At 49.6% G+C, this 20,432-nt stretch carries 14 protein-coding genes; 1 reads left to right on the top strand and 13 read right to left on the bottom strand.

Annotation, left to right across the window (positions count from 1 at the left end):
* Positions 1 to 2: 2 nt before the first annotated feature.
* Entirely contained in the window at positions 3 to 3,305 is a 3,303-nt protein-coding gene (locus V8I28_RS05380) for a DUF5107 domain-containing protein (protein WP_341779101.1), read from the bottom strand.
* Positions 3,306 to 3,471: 166 nt separating this feature from the next.
* Here V8I28_RS05380 and V8I28_RS05375 point away from each other — a divergent pair, with 166 nt between their 5' ends.
* Complete coding sequence (locus V8I28_RS05375) at positions 3,472 to 4,344, top strand: AraC family transcriptional regulator (RefSeq protein ID WP_341779100.1); 873 nt, start codon at positions 3,472 to 3,474, stop codon at positions 4,342 to 4,344.
* 116 nt (positions 4,345 to 4,460) lie between these two features.
* On the opposite strand, the gene rpsR is transcribed toward V8I28_RS05375, so the two are convergent.
* The 12 genes from rpsR to dnaN form a co-directional block, all read right to left on the bottom strand.
* The gene (rpsR, locus tag V8I28_RS05370) at positions 4,461 to 4,697 is read right to left on the bottom strand and encodes a 30S ribosomal protein S18 (RefSeq protein ID WP_341779099.1); all 237 of its coding nucleotides are present in this window, start codon (positions 4,695 to 4,697) and stop codon (positions 4,461 to 4,463) included.
* A gap of 29 nt (positions 4,698 to 4,726) precedes the next feature.
* Positions 4,727 to 5,293 carry a single-stranded DNA-binding protein gene (gene ssb, locus V8I28_RS05365; RefSeq protein ID WP_341779098.1) on the bottom strand — a complete coding sequence of 189 codons (567 nt, stop codon included), beginning with the start codon at positions 5,291 to 5,293 and terminating at the stop codon, positions 4,727 to 4,729.
* A gap of 41 nt (positions 5,294 to 5,334) precedes the next feature.
* Complete coding sequence (gene rpsF / locus V8I28_RS05360; protein ID WP_341779097.1) at positions 5,335 to 5,631, bottom strand: 30S ribosomal protein S6; 297 nt, start codon at positions 5,629 to 5,631, stop codon at positions 5,335 to 5,337.
* A gap of 264 nt (positions 5,632 to 5,895) precedes the next feature.
* Positions 5,896 to 6,021, bottom strand: a complete 126-nt coding sequence (locus tag V8I28_RS05355; protein ID WP_341779096.1) for a hypothetical protein — start codon at positions 6,019 to 6,021, stop codon at positions 5,896 to 5,898.
* Positions 6,021 to 6,869, bottom strand: a complete 849-nt coding sequence (locus V8I28_RS05350) for a helix-turn-helix domain-containing protein (RefSeq protein ID WP_341779095.1) — start codon at positions 6,867 to 6,869, stop codon at positions 6,021 to 6,023. Before V8I28_RS05350 ends, V8I28_RS05355 begins: the two co-directional genes overlap by 1 nt.
* 328 nt (positions 6,870 to 7,197) lie before the next feature.
* Entirely contained in the window at positions 7,198 to 9,150 is a 1,953-nt protein-coding gene (locus V8I28_RS05345; RefSeq protein ID WP_341779094.1) for a BspA family leucine-rich repeat surface protein, read from the bottom strand.
* A gap of 345 nt (positions 9,151 to 9,495) precedes the next feature.
* Positions 9,496 to 12,255 (bottom strand): BspA family leucine-rich repeat surface protein, encoded by a 2,760-nt coding sequence (locus V8I28_RS05340; RefSeq protein ID WP_341779093.1) that lies wholly within the window; start codon positions 12,253 to 12,255, stop codon positions 9,496 to 9,498.
* A gap of 215 nt (positions 12,256 to 12,470) precedes the next feature.
* Positions 12,471 to 14,951, bottom strand: a complete 2,481-nt coding sequence (gene gyrA, locus V8I28_RS05335) for a DNA gyrase subunit A (protein ID WP_445928191.1) — start codon at positions 14,949 to 14,951, stop codon at positions 12,471 to 12,473.
* Positions 14,952 to 15,029: 78 nt separating this feature from the next.
* Positions 15,030 to 16,976: a DNA topoisomerase (ATP-hydrolyzing) subunit B gene (gene gyrB, locus V8I28_RS05330; RefSeq protein ID WP_341779091.1), complete on the bottom strand. Its 1,947-nt coding sequence runs from the start codon at positions 16,974 to 16,976 to the stop codon at positions 15,030 to 15,032.
* Positions 16,977 to 16,979: 3 nt separating this feature from the next.
* On the bottom strand, positions 16,980 to 18,134 hold the full coding sequence (gene recF / locus V8I28_RS05325; RefSeq protein ID WP_341779090.1) for a DNA replication/repair protein RecF: 1,155 nt from the start codon (positions 18,132 to 18,134) through the stop codon (positions 16,980 to 16,982).
* Positions 18,134 to 18,361 carry a S4 domain-containing protein YaaA gene (gene yaaA, locus V8I28_RS05320; RefSeq protein ID WP_057731463.1) on the bottom strand — a complete coding sequence of 76 codons (228 nt, stop codon included), beginning with the start codon at positions 18,359 to 18,361 and terminating at the stop codon, positions 18,134 to 18,136. The genes recF and yaaA overlap by 1 nt, the downstream gene beginning before the upstream one ends.
* A 658-nt stretch (positions 18,362 to 19,019) precedes the next feature.
* Positions 19,020 to 20,159, bottom strand: a complete 1,140-nt coding sequence (gene dnaN, locus V8I28_RS05315) for a DNA polymerase III subunit beta (protein WP_341779087.1) — start codon at positions 20,157 to 20,159, stop codon at positions 19,020 to 19,022.
* Positions 20,160 to 20,432: the final 273 nt, after the last annotated feature.

Below are 20,432 nucleotides of genomic sequence, written 5' to 3'. Positions count from 1 at the left end.
AGCTAGACCTCTGGCTTGACGAAGGTGGCGTGTCGTAAGACGCCTTGATGGTGGTTGTTAAGGACTAACGCGCGATCAAAGAACGTCTGTGCCTTAGTGGCCTGATTTAAGCCCAAGTAACCCAACGCCATCAGATAATCACAATGTACCGTATTCTTAGACTGATAGTCATCGTCAAACAACAAGGCATCCGGCAGCGAGACCGCAAAGTAATCCAACTTAAAGTGGTTGAAGAGATGCTGCTCGCCGAAATTAATCAACTTGTAGTAACGAGCCGCGGCCGCATCTTTATGTCCCAACTGTTCTTCGGCCAAAGCTTGATAAAAGATGGTGTCCGCTGGCTGATCGTTGTAATACATCATATCGGTCGGTTCACTCAAACCCTGTGTTGCCGCCTCAAAGTGCGATTGAGCTTGCGTCTCATCCCCCTGAACCCGGTAGGCCAAACCCAAATAGAAATCAATCACGTTATTGACAGCGATTGGTAATTTGCCTTCACCTAGGCTCCGCGGATAAACCAAAGCCCGTTTAAGCTTGGCAATCGCCGCATTAGCATCCTGCTTCTGTAAGTCTTGTTTAGCTAGTTCAACCAGTGCATATTCATACTGCGTGCTGACTTTACCTTCGCCACCTTCCCACGGATGGAAGATATGGGCCATAACGGCATCGTAAGCCTCTTGGTACCGTCCGGTTTCATTGAGTAAGGTTACGAGTAAAACATAGCTATCATCCCGCTGTTGAACCAAATCACGATGATCTTGCAAAAATTTCAATCGTTCGGCTAGCGGCGCATTCAATTTTTCCTGTAACGTCGCCAATTCAAAGACTAGACGGCTGTTGTGGGGATCCAGCTTAAAGGCCGTCGTCAATTCATTCAGTGCCTTCGTCGCATCATTCTGCTGATTAAAGTAAGCAATCGACAAATTTCGATGCGCCATCGCATAATCCGGATTCATCTGCGTACAGTGTTCCCACAGCCGAGTAGCCGTCGTGTAGACTTGACGGTCGTAGTAGAAGTTTCCTAAGTAATAGGCCGCTAAACCATCGTTGGGATAAGTTGCGCAAATGTATTTGAGCACTAATACATCGCCCAACCGGTTAGGGAAAACGTAGTCCGGTGAAGCTTGTGCCCCTGTTGCGGCATAAGCCTGAGCATCCGTCTGACGGTCTAATTTATCTGCTAGGTACGCCTGATAATAACTCTTCAGGGGATGTTCCTCTGGATAGTGACTGATAATATCTAGTGCCTCAGCGTAATCGCCTCTCCGTAAATAGGATTCGGCTAAAACCAAGTAATTGTTGAGCTTGCCGTTGAGAGCCGCCGTTAACTGTGCTTCGGTCGTTTCATTGGTATCCAGTCGATAGGCCTCATACCGGTTTGCCAAATCAATACGATCGAGTCGAGTATTTTCGGCGATTAACTTCCGAGCATCTGCTGTTCGATCAAGTCGTCGTAAGAGGCTAACCTTTAGCGTCCGTGCTGCCATATCGTGAGCCCCGGTAACCAACGCCTGATCGACAAACTTCAAGGCCGCTAGTAGATCGCCCTGACTCGTCTTAATCTGTGCCAAAGCCAGGAACGCCACGCTCTGGGTTGCATGTGACCAAGTAGCCTTGAAGAAGTGATCATAGGCCGCGTCTAGCTTCCCTTGCATTCTCAGACTCAATCCCAGGTGGTAGTGAGCCGAACCACTGACTGGATTGGTGTTATGGGCTGTCTGCCGCTTAATTGCGGTTTCAAAATAGGTTTGACTTTCTGCGAATTCGCCACGCCGATACAGTAATAAACCGTAGGCATCATTAATCCGGTAGTCACCGGGATCGCGTTTCAATCCCTCTAAATAGTAATCAATTGGTCGATAAGTCGCATGCCGATACTGTTCAAGATGCTGGCCAGCAAAGTAGAGTTCATCAATTGTCTGGAGTTTCTCGGGAGCCGCAATTTCTTTGGCTGCGTCTGGAATCTGTTGAACTTCGTCTTTAGCCGGTCGATAACTGACTAGGACGCGACCTTGGTCATCAGTGACGGTCAGGCAAAATTCGTGATCGGCACCAGTTGGATTATCGTACGTCTTGGTAAAAGTTGCGGTTGGACTCAACGTCTGAACCTCATCGGCAAGGAGCTGGTCATTGTGGGTCAACTTAATATGCGCTTGCTGGAAAGTTGATGTTGCGTAGACTTTTACGGTCAATTCATCACCATGACGTTCGAGATTAATTGCCGCATTGATAGTGGCATTTTTAACCGCCCCCACGTCTTTATACGGCATAAAGTATTCCGTGGAAGACTTCTCTTCGTGTGGTTGTAACCAGGTGAAATCTGGCTGATTATCCGTGAAGGTCCCCACCATTAATTCAATATACGGGCCGTCATTATCGGTGAGCTGATGATCCCAAGACTTCCCAAAATCACCGTTCCCCCAAGTCCACTGTTTCTTACCAGGTGAGGTGTGGTGATCGGCAACGTGTAAGAGTCCCGCTTGCTTTTGATGATCATAGTTACCCAAGAAATCATACTCCGAGTGTGCCGCCATGTAAGAGGTCGGTACCGGGACATTCTTATACCGCGAAATATCAACGCCGGCCGAATAGTCCACTTTGTAGTATTCACCCGTCGCAATAGGAAAGGTCGACACGGCCCGTTTTCCGTGGTCGAAGACGGCATTAACATCTGGCGGAAAGATTGACTGAGTATGATCGTTCACCGGAACCGCCGGATTGGCCCACCACAGAAAAGTTTGTGGTAAATCAGTTGGATTCTTAAAGTGTTCATTGAGTTCAAGATAAGATTTATCGGCATACATTGTAAATCCAACTGAAATTTTGGTCCCATACATCCGATCAATGTCGCTCATCCACAACGTTTTAGACCCGTCGTCATGATTTTCTAATTGATACTCGATTGGCAAGAAAGTGTCAGGGCGGTGATGTTGTGGCCAGTTAAATTCAATGCCTCCAGAAATCCACGACCCCGTCAACCCTACTAAAGCTGGCTTAATCACGTGATTGTAGTAAACAAAATCATAATTATTGGTTTTATCGAGTGCCCGATAAATCCGGCCACCCAATTCTGGTAGAAAGGTTACCTGTAAGTATTGATTCTCTAGAATAATGGCTTGATAGGTGTGGTCATGTTTTTCGTTAAAAATGCGTTCAGTCACTGGAAAAGGATAAACTTTCCCGCTACTACCCTGATAGACCCGTTTTTCCAGAAACATTGGATTCTTCTCCGGTTGTCCCGTTTTATAAGTTGGAATCGTCAGCGTTGTTTCCGTTAACGAAACACCCGTAATTGTATTCAACATCCACAATCATTCCTTTCTTTAAGCTGTCTTAACCATAATATGGAAAGCGCTTTCTTTGAATGCACTAAAAGAACGAAAAGATGGATTATCCGCGCCGCAACTCGTATACTTTAAGGTAGTTGATGGTCTTAATTTAATCTACAATTAACGAAAGGAGATGGTGGTAGTGCGGCGATTACAGGACTTTGATAACGAATATTTATTTGTTCTACCCAAGGACGTTCTACAAGACTATATCTATTCCCCAATTATTGCGAACCTCTATGTCACTGATCTGGGATTCTTTCCGAACGCTCAATATCACTACGTCAACCGTGAGCAGGGCTCTGCGGGCTGGATCATTATTTTTTGCACTGGCGGCACAGGCACCGTTCAAGTCAACGACACCACTTACCATTTACATCAATACTCACTCATCATCATGCCCCCGGGTATTAAGCACACTTACTTTGCCTCACAAGACGATCCGTGGGATATTTACTGGCTTCACTTTCGCGGTAAATTAGCGGAGGAATACGTGAATGTTTCGCCCAACACGGCCCACTTCATTAATCGCCTGTCGAACGACCAAGTGAATTCAACCATGCGCCAATTCTGGCAAATGATAAAATCCTTCCTGCCGGGGTTCAGCTACGATAGTGTTTTCTACGTGTCACAGGTGTTGGGTGTCATGTTGGCCACTCTAGCGATGGACGATACCGACCAGCAGGTGAGCACTCACGGCGGTAGCTACGTGGACGCGGCCATTCACTATATCTATCAACATATCGACGAACCGATTAAGCTGGCCGATGTCGCCAACCATCTAGGAATTTCTACAAGCTATCTCAGTCGCAAATTCCGAATGGTCGTAGATGCCAGCGTCATCGAATTTATCACCACCATTAAAATGAAACGAGCCAGTCATTACCTGCAGTACACCAACGTTCCCATTCAGCAGGTGGCACAACGCCTCGGTTACACGGATAGCTACTATTTTTCACGCGTGTTTAAGAAAGAATTCGGCGTGTCCCCTCGGCACTTTCGCAATAAACTTTGAAATAAAACCACTTACATATTGGCAAAAAAACAGAGGCCGGAACGCTTGTCCGACCTCTGCTAATAATATTTAGCACAAAAAAAAGAACCAACACCAAAGTGTCAGTCCTCAATCGACTACTCTTCGCTAACGAATGGCATTAAGCCCATGATCCGTGAACGCTTGATAGCGATAGTTAACTTCCGTTGGTTCTTGGCACTAGTACCAGTTACCCGGCGTGGTAAAATCTTACCCCGTTCGGAGATGAACCGACGTAATAAGTCAGTATCCTTGTAATCAATGTATTCGATGTGGTTGGCTGCAATAAAGTCAACCTTACGATGGCGACGGCCGCCACGACGTTGTCCTGCCATGAGAAATTCCCTCCTCGTATTTTAGTGTGTTAGAACGGTAAATCATCATCGGAAATGTCAATCGAATCGCCAGTATTCGCGAACGGATCAGCCGAGTTATTCCCAGCATTGTTGCCGTTGTTGTTTGCCGTTGGATTCGTATTCTGCGCTGGGGCCGTCGAGGACGGGTTCCCACTCGTAAATGGATTGGCATTTTGATTCTGATTCTGTTGAGGAGCATTATTCGCTGGGTTACCGCCGTAGTTATTGTTCCCGGCATTGTTGTTCGCGTTACGAGAACGCGGTTCGAGGAACGAAAAGTCCTCGACAACAACTTCGGTGACATAAACCCGTTGGCCCTGTTGATTTTCATAGTTCCGGGTCTGAATCCGACCTTCAATTCCGACAAGAGAACCCTTGTGGAAGAAGTTCGCAAAGTTTTCCGCGGACTTGCGCCAGATGACGCAACTAATGAAATCAGCTTCCCGTTCACCGGATTTGTTGGTGAACCGCCGATCAACGGCCAAGGTAAACGTGGCAACAGCAGCACCGCCTTGGGTGTATCGTAAGTCAACATCCCGTGTCAGTCGGCCAGTTAGTACTACTCGGTTGATCATTGCTGAATAACTCCTCTCAAAATTAAAAGTTTAAAGTCAAATTAGTCTTCACGCTTAACGATCATGTGACGTAAAATGTTGTCATTGATCTTGGATAAACGGTCAAATTCGTTCAATGCTGTATCGTCATTAGCGTTTAAAGTAATAACGTGGTAGATACCTTCGTTAAAACCGCCAATTTCGTAGGCAAAACGACGCTTGGACCAATCCTTTGAGTCAAGGATGTCGGCACCGTTGTCCTTCAGCAAGTTGTCGAAGCGTTCAACCAAAGCGGTCTTTGCGGCATCGTCAAGATCTGGACGAATGATGTAGGTAATTTCGTATTTAGTAGTTTCCATGAATGTTACACCTCCTTATGGACTTCAGGCCCCCGCTGCGATGCGGGAGCAAGGAGAGACTCTAGCGAAAGCCAGATACTCACAAGCTAGTAGTATAGCATAAATTATTTGGTTAGGCAAATCGGGGCCGACCGACAAGCGCTGCCTGATGTTACACCCCTTAACTCCGCAAAAACGGCTTAGAACTTTTTATTTTTTCAAAATTAATTGAAATTTTGCCATATGCAGAGGCCGATCCGCGACATATTAGGTTTATTGAACCGATTAATCGCGTTTCTTTTCAGCTTCCGTTAATTGTGTTGTCGTATCTTCCGCCTTCAGCGTATTCATCAATAAACTATCATTCATTAAAAATAAAGTTTCCTGGATGGCTGCCCATTCACTCATCATTATGATTCCCCCTGATTGACGGCTGGCTTAAACGTCATCGCCACGCCTTCTTCCGCTGGCGATACCCGTCGGCTCCCCGCGTAAGCCTGAACCAGTAAATAGTAGTCATCTAGCAACAAATACTGCGAGTCTTGGCCGATTGTCCACTGAATGCCTTCAATGAGTACCGGAATTGCTCGCTCAGGCTGATTTAAGGCCAAACAAGTTCGCGCATACTGATTATAAATAATCCCGATATTTTCATTAACCTCCAGCAAACGATTCTCCCGAATGATTCGCAAAAGGTCGTCAAAAGCGACAAAATCGGGCTCATTCGTGATTAGTGCCTGTAGGCTATCTTCCATTGCCATGATTAAAAGTTCCAGTGTTCGATAACGACTGGGCCGTTGGGGCATCATCATGGTTCGCGCTGTATGTAAGTTGCGCAACGTTTTCGACGTGTCCTGAGTTGCCTGATAAACCGCACAACTGTAGTAGTAATAGTACGCTTTCAAGTCCTCGTCCGTTTTCAAAGCCCTCAGCTTCTCCGGCTTCTCCATGTAGGCCAGCAGTTCCGCATATTTGCGTTGCGCATAGAGTCGGTGGACCTTGCGACTAAATATAGGCAGGCGCCGAATCGGATAATCCTGCTTAAGCCCCTGTGCCAACGGCAACCCTAGCCGATCACATAACCGGGCCAACAGAACGGCATTGGGAATTTCCGCCCCCTGCTCGATAGGCGTAATCATGGATTGCGCACAAATACCCGCGGCTAACACGGCGGGCGTCATCCCCACCGCCTGACGCCGAACTTGCAAAAGGTGTCCTAGAAGTTTCACAGTCGTGGTGAAATCCGAGATAGTCGTCATGGCCTACAAATCCTCCCCATAAAAACCGCCCAGCAACTCGTCAAATTCGATGTTGAGTTGAGCTTACCAGACTCGTCAAGAAAAGCAAACACTTTTAACTATATACAATTATTTAAATATTTCGAATCATACTATTTATATTTAGGCGTTTAAAGCCCCTATCATAACGTTTTACCGTATCGTCTCTGCATTCACCTTACGGCTATTCTCTTAAAATTAAGGGTTGTACACCACCGCAAAATATGGGTTAATAGACTAACAGACTCATCGCAATTAAAAAGGACCGCCCAACGCAAGTTGAACGATCCTTTGTTCCTGATTACCAAAATTAATTTTGCCGTTTGAACCAATTCAATCCCAAAAGGCTCAAGCCCAGTACACCGGCAATGGTTGTCAACCACCCCGTTGATTGTTCGTTAGTTTGCGGCAACGTGGCGCTTTGACTCTGTTGCCGAGTAGCTGGTTCCGCGAGTTTCGTCGCTGAGGATTGCTGATGCGTCTTCGCCAAGTTGACGGTCGGTGCGCCCTTCGTTGCTTTCCGTGTCGTGACCTGCTTAGTGGCTCTTGGCGTCGTCTTCGTAGTCTTCTTCGCTGGGTTTACCGTATCGGCGTCCCCACCATCAATCGTGGCCCCGTCGCCACCGGTAACGACATCGGCATCGCCATCATCAACGTTGGTATCCGTGTCTGGCGTTGTCGTGTCGGGGTTAGTCGGATCTGGATTGGTTGGATCCGTCGTATTTCCCGTATCCGTATCGGGATCCGGCGTCTTTTCAGCCTTCTGCCAAACGTAAGTCCCGGCCATCGTGGCGCCATCGTAGGTTGCCATCAATTCAGCGGCCGTGTAAGTCGGGCCATTGGGTTGATCGACCGTTCCGGTGCCCACAAACTGCCAGAGACCGGTGTAATCAGCGGAAGGGGTGATTTCGGGAAGGTTAACGTCGTACTCAAATTCAGGGAAGCCAACGTTAATCAGGTTCGTCTTCTCGCCTAAGGTTAAGACCTTAAGACCGGTTGTGCCGTTCAAAGCATTCGTTACAAATTTTGACGTCACATTCGTTAAGTCAAGCGCCGTGAGGTTCGTATCATGCTCCACCAAACCAGACACCAGTCCCGTAAAGTTCATGGTTCCTAAATTAAGACTGATCAGGTTAGGCATATCAGCAAACATTCGAATGGCCTGAACACCGGTCAGCAATTGCCAATTGCTAAGATCTAACGTCGTAAAGCCTGTCCCCCGGAACATATTTGACATCGAGCTCGTCTTGCTAACGTTCCAATTCTCAAAATCCGCAGAGGTCAATAACTTGTCGCCTTCAAACAGGGCGGATAAATTAGGGCTGTTCTTGCCCCAACTATTACCCAATTTAACACTGGTCAAATGCATGTATTGTTCGCCACCCAATGAAAATTCTGGATTGTTATTGGGGCCTTGGAACATCGCTAGCATGCTATTAACGTTGGCCATGTCCCAGCCACTGAGATCAATGCTTTCTAGCGCAAAGTTAAAGGCAAACATACTCGTCATCAAATTAACTTTAGACGCATCCACGTTATCCAGGCCCTCATAAGATTTAACCTTATTCCAGTCGTAGAACATGCTCGTGCAATCCCAAGGGAGAATCACCTTGTCACCAAATACAACCTGCGTAACGTTGCTCTTGACGCTGTCCATCTCGGCAGCCGCGCCCAACGTCCCAGCCCCAATGGTCATGACACCTTGATCGTCCAAGATCCACGCGCTACTCCCCCAAGTACCAGTTTGCACTGCGGGCGCCGCGACTTCTTTAGCCGACGCTGCTGGAGCTGGCGCCGGTGTTCGGGTCGGCGTTGAATTCTTGGCCCCGTCAACTTCACCATCGGTCTCCTCTGCTTCTGGTCCGGTTACCTCTGGTGTGCCCTCAATGTCACCACCATTTAAATCGGAATCGATTTCATTTCCTTGTTCACGCGGCGTCCCCATATTGTCGTCGTTTGACGTTTCCTCAGGTTGATCCATCCCCGCGACATCGCCAGATGGTTTATCCTGTACCTCGTTTTCTGGTGTCGTACCCGGTGTCGGATCGTCTTCTTTTCGTGCGTTACTGAGCGTTACTTCTTGGGCCTGCGGGTCATTAGCTGTCGGCGCAGCCTCGATATTTTCCGTCCCCGCGTTCTGAGCATTTGCCGGCTGTGTATCCGCTTGGGCCGTGTCTACTTGATATCCCACGCCAGCGATAACACCCAAAATTGCCAGAGTCGTCAACTTTTGTTTTGATTTATTCCCCAACTTGTCAATCATGATGCTACCCCTTTCATGTGTAACACATCTCAATATCTGTCCATCATTAGTATAGGACACACTTAAGAAACTGTCCATACTATTTAATAATTAACATATACTTTCATTTCTATAAGCATCGATGAAATGCCATAAAAGTACAACTGATAAACAATATTGTCATGAAAGCCACTTTACAAAATCGTCTTAGCGCGCGAACAGTCAGTGTTATCGGTCGATAATCAAATTGTGCTGTACGTTATTCACCAACCAACACTTTACCGCTAAGCCACGAAAAAAAGGGAATTTACCAATTAGTAAATTCCCTTTACGATTATATTTACATGTCATTTTTCATAATGGTTTTTAAGGCCGCTTCCGCCACCACCGCCAACTCAGTCCCAGCATAAGCAATTCGCCGATGAAGACGGCGACGGTCTGGTGTTGCTCACTGGTTGCTGGTAAGATCACATTGCGCCGTGGTGCGGCCTTTGGCTTAAGTGCCGCGGTTCGCGGCCGTTGCCGCCGACGATTAGGTCGCTTCGTTACTGACAGTCCTGGTACCCCATAATTGGGCGCTCCGCTCGTCTGTACCGTGGGTTCCTTTGGTTCTTGGGGATCTCGTGCTTCCTGAATCTGGTCGCCATCGCCACCATTTGTGACAACCTCATCCGGCTGAGAAGGTTCCTCAACTCCCGGCTTTGGAATAGGTGTCGGCGTAGGTACCGGTTGAGGCTTGGGCGCCGGTTCTGGCGTTGGGGTTGGGTCCGGATTCGGATTCGGATTTGGATTTGGGGTTGGGGTTGGCCCTGGATTCGGTTCCGGTACTGGTTCTGGATTGGGATTAGGGCCTGGGTTCGGCGTGGGTTCTGGTGTTGGTTCCGGCGTTGGTTCCGGGTTAGGCGTCGGCTCCGGCTCTGGCGTGGGTTCTGGCTCCGGTATCGGTTCTGGCGTCACCGTACTCTCCTGGCGAAAAACCAGCGTGACCTCGCCACCATTTTCATTATAGCTCCCCGGCATACCAATCGCATTTATCAGCGTGTACCCCGCTAAGTCGGCCGCCAGTCCCGTCATAAATTGTTCTGTACGATAAGGGGTGCCCGGCTTGCCTTCAAATATCTGCAAAGGATGAAGCACATTGTTCTTTTCATCAACGTAGTTCACCGCTACCGGGTCCAAAAAGCGATATCTCAACACTATCAGCTGCGGTTGCTTCGTAAAGCGGCCATTTTGCGGTACCTTCGAGTCGAGATAAACGTGGTCAAACTCTGGTGCCTCGACCACAAACCGTTGCCCAATCTTTCCAACTAAAACTTGGTCCGGCTTTAGCGTTTCTACCATATATGTTACATCTACATTTTGGTAGCGAATCCTAGCGACACCTAAATTACTCTCCTTTTTCATAAAATAGAGGGTCACTTCGCTACCTTCACTTGTAAACGTCCCCGTCAACGAGCCTGTTGCGTACTCGAATCGGTAATCCTCTAAGTCGGCCGGCTTAATCGTGTATGTCTTACCGACTATTCCACGTAACGCTTTCGCTGGTCGAATGGCCGCGTTAGTCGTTACATCGACATAATTCACGGTCACGGGCGCACTCGGAACCTCGCGTACGTAGGTTCCAGCCATCGCCGGCGTATAGTGTTCTTCTAATTCTGGCACCGTTAATTGTGGTCCCAGAGGATGATCTGCCGTTCCCGAACCGATTGCGTGCCAGAGATCGTTAGCATGGGTGGTGCTCGAGTCGTATTCCTCCGCCATACCTAATCCAGTCGTTGCGCCATCGTCACCCTTTAATTTGACTTTCGGTCCCAACTTTAACGCGTACAAGTTCGACATGCTACCGAGCATCCTGTCCAAGCGTTTTCCCCAAAAATAATACTGAAGGTTATCGCTACTATAGTCTAAATGACTCATATCAAAACCAGACAAATCCAGATACTTAACCTTAGTGTTCCAAAACATCGCGTTCATTGAGGCAGCGTGCGGCGTTTGCCAACCACTAATATTTAAGCCCCTAAGATAACTTTCCGCAAAAACTTGATCGAAATCGACAACGTTGCGGACATCCCACTTGTGCAAGTCCAGATATTGAACACTACTTTGGCCCAGCATCTGTTCCATCGTCGTCACGCGGTGGACATCCCAATTGGCAATATCTAAATTCTGAACAGAAGTCCCCCGAAACGTCCGTGCTAAACACGTAAGACTATTCGTCTGCCAGCCAGTGAGATTAAGGTGTTCCAGCCAGTAACACCGCCAGAACATCTGTCTCATCGTGGTCACCTTACGGACATCCCAGGTATGTAAATCCAGGCTCTCGATTCGTGTATGCATGAAAGCACCAGCGAGATCCGTGACCTGACTGGTATTCCACCGATCCCCTAGCTGTAAATATTTTAAATTGTCATCCTCGCCAAACATCCAATACATTGACGTATTATTAACCGGATGCCAGCCGTTCAAGTTCAAACTGACGAGGTTGGACATCCCATAAAACATCAGACTCATGGTCTCAACTCTCTCCACATTCCAGCGGCGTAAGTCTAACGATCGTGCGCCGCAGTAGCCAAATAAATCATCCGCTTCTACCAGCCGCGACGTATCCCAAGTGTTCACTTGTAAATCTTCTAACGCCTCCGTATGCTCAAACATCCTTGACATATCCTCGACATGACTGACATCCCAGCTCCGGAGATCCAACGCTCCCAAGCGCTCGTCTTCATAAAACATGCTATCCATCCTGGTCACGTGACTAGTATCCACGTGAGCCGTCCCAATCACGACTTGTAAATACGGCAAGTTAGCAAATAACCCACTTGAATTCTCGGGGAGCACCACACGACCGGTAAATTCAATCTCGGTAATCTGATCACTTGGCCATTCCGCGTCTTGCCCAAGCGTTCCCGAACTAATCATGAGTACCCTATGTTCAACCTTCCACGAACAGGTTCCGGAAACCCCACTCATATCAGCGGCCATCGACTTAGCCGATCTCGTCGTTTTCACTTGCGCTGTCGGCTTACTCGTCTTGGCCGCTGATTCGGCCTGCACCGGCTGCGACCACGTCATCAACCCCACCGCTGCTAGACCCAGAATCAACCCCAGTCTTACCGTGACCATCATCCGCTGCGCCTCCTGGAATGTCCCTAGTACTTTCACGTTTTTCTGCTCCAACTTAAGTTATTGTCGAAAGCTATGGTCTAGACCGAGTATAACTGCTAAGCAAATGGAATGCCACTAAAACCATTTATAAATTAAATTATATTTACCGTATATTTTGAGTCACAAAAAAACTAGTCCTGCCCTCACGGACAAAACTAGTTCATGATTAGTTTTAATTAAGCTTCCGGTGCATCGGAATCCGGCGTAGCTGGTGCGGTAGTCGTTGCTGGCGCGTCTTCACTCGCCGCATCGGCCTTGTCCTCATCACTATCGTCTTCCTTATCAACCTTCGCCATGGTAGCCACGGCCGTGTCGTCACCCAATCGAATCAGGTGAACCCCTAAGGTTGCCCGTCCGGTTTCGGAAACGTCGCTGCCGCTGAAGCGAATCATGACGCCCTTGTTGGTTACCAGCATGATATCCTCGTCGCCATCCAAGGTGGTCAGCCCCGCCAATGGCCCGTTCTTTTCGGTCACGTTGACGGTCTTAATGCCTTTACCGCCCCGACCCTTGATTGGGTATTCACTGGCCGGTGTTTGTTTCCCATAACCCTTTTCGGAAATGACAAACACCCGACTGTCCGGCTGGAGCACGCTGGCGCCAATGACAAAGTCACGGTCACGTAAACGAATCCCGCGAACCCCGGTGGCTGAACGGCCCATCGACCGCACATCCTTGGCCGCGAAACTGACGGCATAACCCAAGTGCGTCCCGATAATCATGTTGGCCTCGCCATTAATAATGGCCACGTCAATCAGCTCATCGTCTTCCTTCAGGTTAATGGCCTTCAGCCCGTTACTCCGAATATTCGCAAATTCATCGACCGGCGTCCGTTTAACCGTCCCCTGAACCGTTGTGAAGAAGAGGTCTTGGTCGGCGTTTTCGCCCGGATTAGCCACATTAATGACCGCTTGCACGTGTTCGTTATTGTTAATCCCCAGCAAGTTAATCACGGGGATTCCCTTGGCCGTACGACCGTATTCGGGGATTTCGTACCCCTTCATGCGGTAAACCTTCCCGGTGTTGGTAAAGAATAACAGCATGTCATGTGTTGAGGTCGCCACGAGGTGTTCAATGAAGTCGTCCTCATGAACGCCCATGCCTTGAACCCCTTTACCACCGCGGTTCTGGGCCTTAAATTCGGAGGTTGGGAGCCGCTTGATGTAGCCGTTGTGGGTCAAAGAGACCACGACGTCTTCTTCGGCGATGAGGTCCTCGTCTTCTAGACTTAGCACTTCACCGACCATCAATTCGGTCCGGCGAGCATCCCCGAACTTGTTTTGAATTTCCATCAATTCGTCGTAAATGATGGTCTGTTGCCGGTCCTTAGACGCCAAGATATCTTTGTAATCCTTGATATTGGCCATGACGTCGTTGTATTCTTTTTCGACCTTTTCACGTTCCAAACCGGTCAGACGAACCAGCCGCATGTCCAAGATGGCCTGCGATTGCTTATCCGATAGGCTGTAGCGCGTCATCAATTCATTCTTCGCCACTTCGGCGGTCTGGGACTGCCGAATAATGGTGATGATGGCGTCGATGTGGTCGAGGGCAATCCGCAACCCTTCCAGGATGTGGGCTCTGGCTTCAGCCTTCTTCAACTCAAACTTGGTCCGGCGTTGGATAACCTCCAACTGGAAGTCCAGGTAGTATTGCAGAATGGCCTTAAGACCTAGAACCTTAGGCGCCCCGTTGACGATTGCCAACATGTTAATCCCAAATGACGTCTGCATCAGCGTCATCTTGTAGAGGTTATTTAAGATGACCTCGGCACTGGCATCGCGCCGCACGTCAATGACAATCCGCATCCCGGTCCGGTCGGTTTCATCGTTAACGTCGGTGATGCCTTCGATCCGCTTGTCCCGGGCCAATTCGGCAATCCGTTCAATTAACTTGGCCTTGTTGACCATGTACGGAATTTCCGTGGCCACGATACGTTGCTTGCCGTTCTTCTCTTCTTCGATATCAACCTTGGCCCGCAACGTAATGGTCCCCTTACCGGTCTCGTAAGCTCGGCGAATGGCCGCCTTGCCCATCACAATTCCCCCGGTTGGGAAATCGGGTCCGGGTAAGACTTCCATCAGCTCAGCCAAGCTGGCATCGGGGTTCTTCATCAAGATGTGCAGGGCACTGATGACTTCCGTCAGGTTGTGCGGCGGAATGTTCGTGGCCATCCCCACAGCGATCCCGGAAGCCCCGTTGACTAACAGGTTCGGGAAGCGTGATGGCAAGACGACGGGCTCGCGTTCGGAACCATCGTAGTTATCTTGAAAATCAATCGTATCCTTGTTGATGTCTCGCAGCATTTCCATGGCGATCTTACTCAACCGCGCTTCGGTATACCGCATGGCGGCGGCCCCGTCACCATCGACAGAGCCAAAGTTCCCGTGACCGTCCACTAACATGTAGCGGTACGAGAAGTCTTGGGCCATCCGCACCATGGATTCGTACACGGCAGAATCCCCGTGTGGATGGTATTTCCCGAGGACGTCCCCGACCATCCGGGCAGATTTCCGGAATGGCTTATCGGGGGTAATCCCCAGTTCGTGCATATCGTATAAAATCCGGCGGTGGACTGGCTTCAAGCCATCCCGCACGTCCGGTAACGCCCGTTGCACAATCACACTCATCGCGTAGTCCAAGAAGGATGTTCGCATGGTTTGTGAAAGGTCAACGTCGGTAATCCGACCTATATTGTAATCTTGATCAGCCAAATTTTTACCCTCCGTTCTTCACTAAACATCCAACTCGGCGAAGGTGGCGTTGTCCTCGATGAATTCACGCCGAGGCGCAACCTTGTCGCCCATCAGCATGCTGAACACTTGGTCCGCATTGATGGCATCCTTAGCATCGACCCGCAACAACCGACGATTCTCCGGCTTCATGGTCGTTTCCCAGAGTTGTTCGGCATCCATTTCACCCAACCCTTTGTACCGCTGAATCTGCGGCTTAGGTGCGGGTGGCAATTGACCCAACAATTCCTTCAATTCGTCATCGGAGTCCAGGTACCGTTGCATCTTCCCTTGTCGAACCCGATACAATGGTGGGCAAGCGATGTAGACGTATCCGGCGTCCAGAAGCGGCCGCATGTAGCGGTAAATTAACGTCAACAGCAGCGTTCGAATGTGGGCCCCGTCGACATCGGCATCGGTCATGATGATCAGCTTGTGGTAGTTGGCCTTGGAGACATCAAAGTCGGAACCAAAGCCCGTTCCCATGGCCGTGAACATCGAACGAATTTCTTCGTTCGCCAGAATCCGGTCCATCGAGGCCTTTTCAACGTTTAAGATCTTCCCCCGAATGGGTAAAATGGCTTGCGTCAACCGCGAGCGTCCCTGCTTAGCAGACCCACCGGCGGAATCCCCTTCGACGATGAACAATTCGGAAATTTCCGGGTCCTTGGACGTGTTATCGGCCAGTTTCCCGGGTAAGTTGGAGATTTCCAATCCACTCTTCTTCCGGGTCACTTCCCGTGCGCGTTTAGCGGCCACCCGTGCCTTAGAGGCTAACGTCCCCTTGTCCACCACCTTGCGGGCAATGTCGGGGTGTTCCATCAGATAACGCATAAAGTGGTCCGCAAACGTATGATCCACGGCGGTCCGCGCATCGGAGTTCCCTAACTTGGTCTTGGTTTGACCTTCGAATTGGGGATCCGGGTGCTTGACAGAGACCACGGCCGTCATGCCTTCGCGGACATCATCCCCGGTCAGGTTCGGCTCGTTATCCTTCATCAATTTGTTTTGGCGCGCATAATCGTTGACCACCCGCGTCAGGGCCCGTTTGAACCCTTCCTCGTGCGTCCCACCTTCGTAGGTGTGGATGTTGTTGGTGAACGTCAACAGGTTGTTGTGGTAGTCGTCCGTGTATTGCAAGGCGACCTCCACGGTAATCCCGTTTTCTTCCCCTTCAACGTAAATGGGCGGTTCGAATAGCGTGGTTTTATTCTCGTTTAAATAATCAACGTAGTGGCGAATCCCACCTTCATAGTGGAAATCGTCCTCGGTCGGCGTCTCCGGCCGTTCGTCGCGAATCGTAATCCGTAAGCCCTTGTTCAGAAAGGCCAGTTCACGGACCCGGGTCGTCAGCGTCTTGATATCAAACGTCGTCGTTTCCCGGAAAATATCTGGATCCGGCAAGAAATGGACGATCGTGCCATGACGATCGGGGTCTAAGCCCTCTTCCATCACGTACATCGGCTTCTTCACGTGGCCGCGCTGAAAGGTAATACCGTAGCGCTTACCGCCTCGAATGACCTGCACTTCCAAGTGGGTCGACAGCGCGTTAACGACGGACGCCCCCACACCGTGCAACCCACCGGAGACTTTGTAGCCGCCACCGCCGAATTTTCCACCGGCATGCAGGATCGTGTAGACCGTTTCCAAGGCGGGCTTTCCCGTCTTCTTCTGGATATCGACGGGGATTCCCCGACCGTTATCCGTCACGGTAATACTATTGTCCTTTTCAACGGTGACGTGAATGGTATCCGCAAAGCCCGCCAAGGCTTCATCGATTCCGTTATCCACAATTTCCCAGACCAGGTGATGAAGCCCTTGGGAACTCGTTGAACCAATGTACATCCCGGGCCGTTTCCGAACCGCTTCCAGGCCTTCGAGCACCTGAATTTGGCTGGCATCGTATTCGCGGGCTTGTTCCGCCTTAGTTTCGTTTTCTTTTTCAGCCACTGATTAATCCTCCTTTGTTGCCGGATCGCCACTCGGGGTCGATCCATCGGCCACCACGGTCCCATTGTCCACGTGAAAAATGGTCGGGTCCTTAATCAGTTGGCGGGTAATCCCGCTCAAACTGGTGGTGGTAATAAACGTCTGCACTTTATCCTGGATAGCCTTCAACAGATGCGTCTGCCGGGCATCATCCAATTCCGAAAGCACGTCATCAAGCAATAAGACCGGATATTCCCCGGTCTCTTCCTTCATGAGGTCAATCTCGGCGAGCTTCACGCTTAACGCCGTGGTTCGCTGCTGACCCTGGGAACCAAACGTCTGCACATTCTTCCCGTTAACGCGGAAATGCAGGTCATCGCGGTGCGGCCCCACAAGCGTCGTCCCCCGATACAGTTCCTTTTCCTGATGCGCCTGATAAAGCTGAGTCAACGCCGCACAAATCGTCTCCGGGTCCGTCAGTTGGTCTTCGGACACCTGGGTGGCATAGTGGAACGTTAACGTTTCTTTTTGCTGCGAGATCTCGGCATGAATCGCCTGTGCCCAGTGCTCCAGCTTATGTAGCATGCGCAGCCGCTGGGCAATGATTTCCGCACCATACGCGGCCAGTTGGTCGGACAACACCGACAGAAACAACAGGTCTCGATTTTGCTTGTGCTGTAAATCCTTGAGGTAGCGGTTGCGTTGTTTGAGCAACGTCCGATACTGACTGAGATTGTACAGGTAACGCGGATTCATTTGGCCAAACTCCATGTCCATGAAGCGCCGCCGAACGGTCGGGGCGCCCTTGACGATGGCGAGATCCTCTGGTGCAAACAAAATCACATTGAGCTGCCCGACATATTGTGACAGTCGCGCCTGCTCAAGGTGATTCACTTTGGCGCGCTTACCTTGACGCGAAAACGTTAATTCTAACGGCACCGTCCCCACGGATTTGACCACCCGTCCGCTAACTCTGGCCGTTTTGGCCTGCCAGTTAACGAGATCGTGATCATTGGCCGTGCGATGACTGCGCGTCAAGGCGAGCACGTAGATTGCCTCTAATAGATTGGTCTTGCCCTGCGCATTTTCTCCCAAGAGCACGTTGATCCCTGGACCTAACGTGAGGGTCGCTTGGGCGTAGTTCCGAAAATGCTGCAGCTGCAACTCTTGCAAATACATTATTCACCCTGCTTTGAGCGTATAAAAAATAATCCTGTATCAGGTACTTCTACCGTATCACCAGGATACAGCTTGCGGCCCCGCCGATTATCCGGCTCGTCATTGATATTGACGGTGTTTTCCCGCAAATACCACTTGGCTTGACCGCCAGTACTGATAATGGATTCTTCCTTGAGTAACTGGCCTAAAGTAATGTAGGGCGTCTCAATGAAAACCTCTTTTTTCACAATTTCACCCCTCAATTTTCTTCTCTTATATTATACCGCATTTTGGGGAAAAGTACAGTTTAACTGCTTGATTTTTGCGTTCTCAGCCGATCTAAGGCATTCTTGATATTTTTGATAAAAAACCGGTAAATTTGCTCTAATCAAAAAATAACGGCCTTATAACGATTTTTTTGTTTTTTCAAGGCCTTTTTCAGTAAAAATTGGAATCCAATGAAAATCACTAAGCATATGCGCACGCAAGTACCCGGTTTCACGTGAAAAAGCGGGAGATTTAGGAGCTATTTTCAGGAAAACGGAGTGTACGGCAGTTGGGGTGGGATTTTAGGACCCAGTACCCGGGGGAGCTTTGACCGTGAAACGCGCCCCCTTGATAATGGGTCAATCAGCGGTTGGAAATCCACAGCGTCTAACATCTACGGTTTATTTCGTGAGTGAGCGGTCGGTGGTCGCTAGGTGTGCGCTCCTAATCGCTTCACTTCCACCTAGCCGAAACGTGCGAAACCAGGCAACCAGTTGCGATTAACGTCAATAGACCAAAAAGCCAGACCTGGGCTTTTCGGCCTATTGACGTTAATGCTCGCTGGCTAACCGCCTGGTTTCGTACTCTTTTAACCAAAAAACAGCGCCGCCCTTTTGGCAACGCTGCGTGGAAATCTCTTTAAAATGTTCGAACCGGCGTGATCAACTGAATGAAGTTGCTGGTATCTTCCGTTGGCACCAAGGTGAATGGCCGCAGTGCGGACGTGAAGGCCACGCGAATCGTGGCTTGGCCGAATGACCGGAGCGCATCCTTCATGTAGTCGGGGTTAAACGAAATTTCAAGGTCGTTACCCGTAATTTCCTTAGGCGCTAACTCTTCTTCAACGTTCCCGACATCCGGGGAATTACTGAAGATGGTGACCTGGTTATCGGCCGGCGTTAACGTCAGCTTAACCACGTTGTTCCGCGATTCGTGAGACAACAGTGAGGCCCGTTCGACGGCCGCCAACAATTCTGGCGCTTCGAATTCGACCGTGGTTGAGGCTTCCTTAGGAATTAAGCGGGACGTATCCGGGTAATTTCCTTCGAGTAACCGTGAGTAGAATGAGGTGTCCCCTAGCAGGAACAAGACCTGATTCTCGGAGAACTGCATCTTCACGTCGCTGTCGTCATCCCCGATCATCCGGGATAATTCCGTCAGACTCTTCCCGGGAATAATCACGTCAAAGGACGCATCGCTCGGTGTTGGTAATTCGATCTGCCGTTGTGACAACCGGTGACTATCCGTGGCCACGGCCAAGAATTGGTTGTCCGCCAAGACGAAATGTACCCCGGTCAAGATCGGGCGACTTTCTTGGTTGGAAACGGCAATAACCGTTTGGCTAATCAATTCCTTGAAGACGGCGCCGGAGAGGACCACGGAATCAGCCGCGTCGACTTCCGGTAAGTGCGGATAGTTGTTGGCGTCTTGCCCGTTGATGTTAAAGGCGGCGGAACCGGAAGTAATTTCGGTCTGGAAGCCATCCTTAACCGTGACGGTCATGGTTTGTTCGGGCAACCGTTTGACGATTTCGCTAAAGAAGCGCGCCGTCAGCACAATGGAGCCGGGTTCGTCAATGGTTAAACCGATGTCGGGATCGTCCGCCCGAATGAGCGATTCAATGGAAATATCGGCGTTGGACCCGGTCAGTAAGAGACCGGCATCACTGGCCACGATCTTTAATCCCGTCAGAATGGGAATCGTGGTCTTGGATGAAATCGCACGTGACACATTGTTGAGTTCCTTGATGAAGGCCGCCCGGTTAATGGAAAATTTCATAAGTTAAGACACTCCTTTATTTAGTGATGCGTAAAGTAACTTAATTAAAAGAAAAAGACAGTAGCCGTAGTAGAGCGGTTAATTCTGTGGATAACTTTGAAGAACCGCTTGTGTTACTAGCTTTTCCACCTGTGGATAACTTGTGGAAAACTTTTAGGCTTTTCATTTTTTATCCACACCCGTCGTTGGGCTTATACGTCTATCATACCGCAAGTGGTCACTAAAAAACCGTCACGAGTCCGCTAACTTGCGTGCGCCGACTCGGACGGTTTC

The organism is Levilactobacillus sp. HBUAS70063 (assembly GCF_038374745.1).
Lineage (GTDB): Bacteria > Bacillota > Bacilli > Lactobacillales > Lactobacillaceae > Levilactobacillus.
This window is presented reverse-complemented; position numbering and strand designations above follow the sequence as displayed.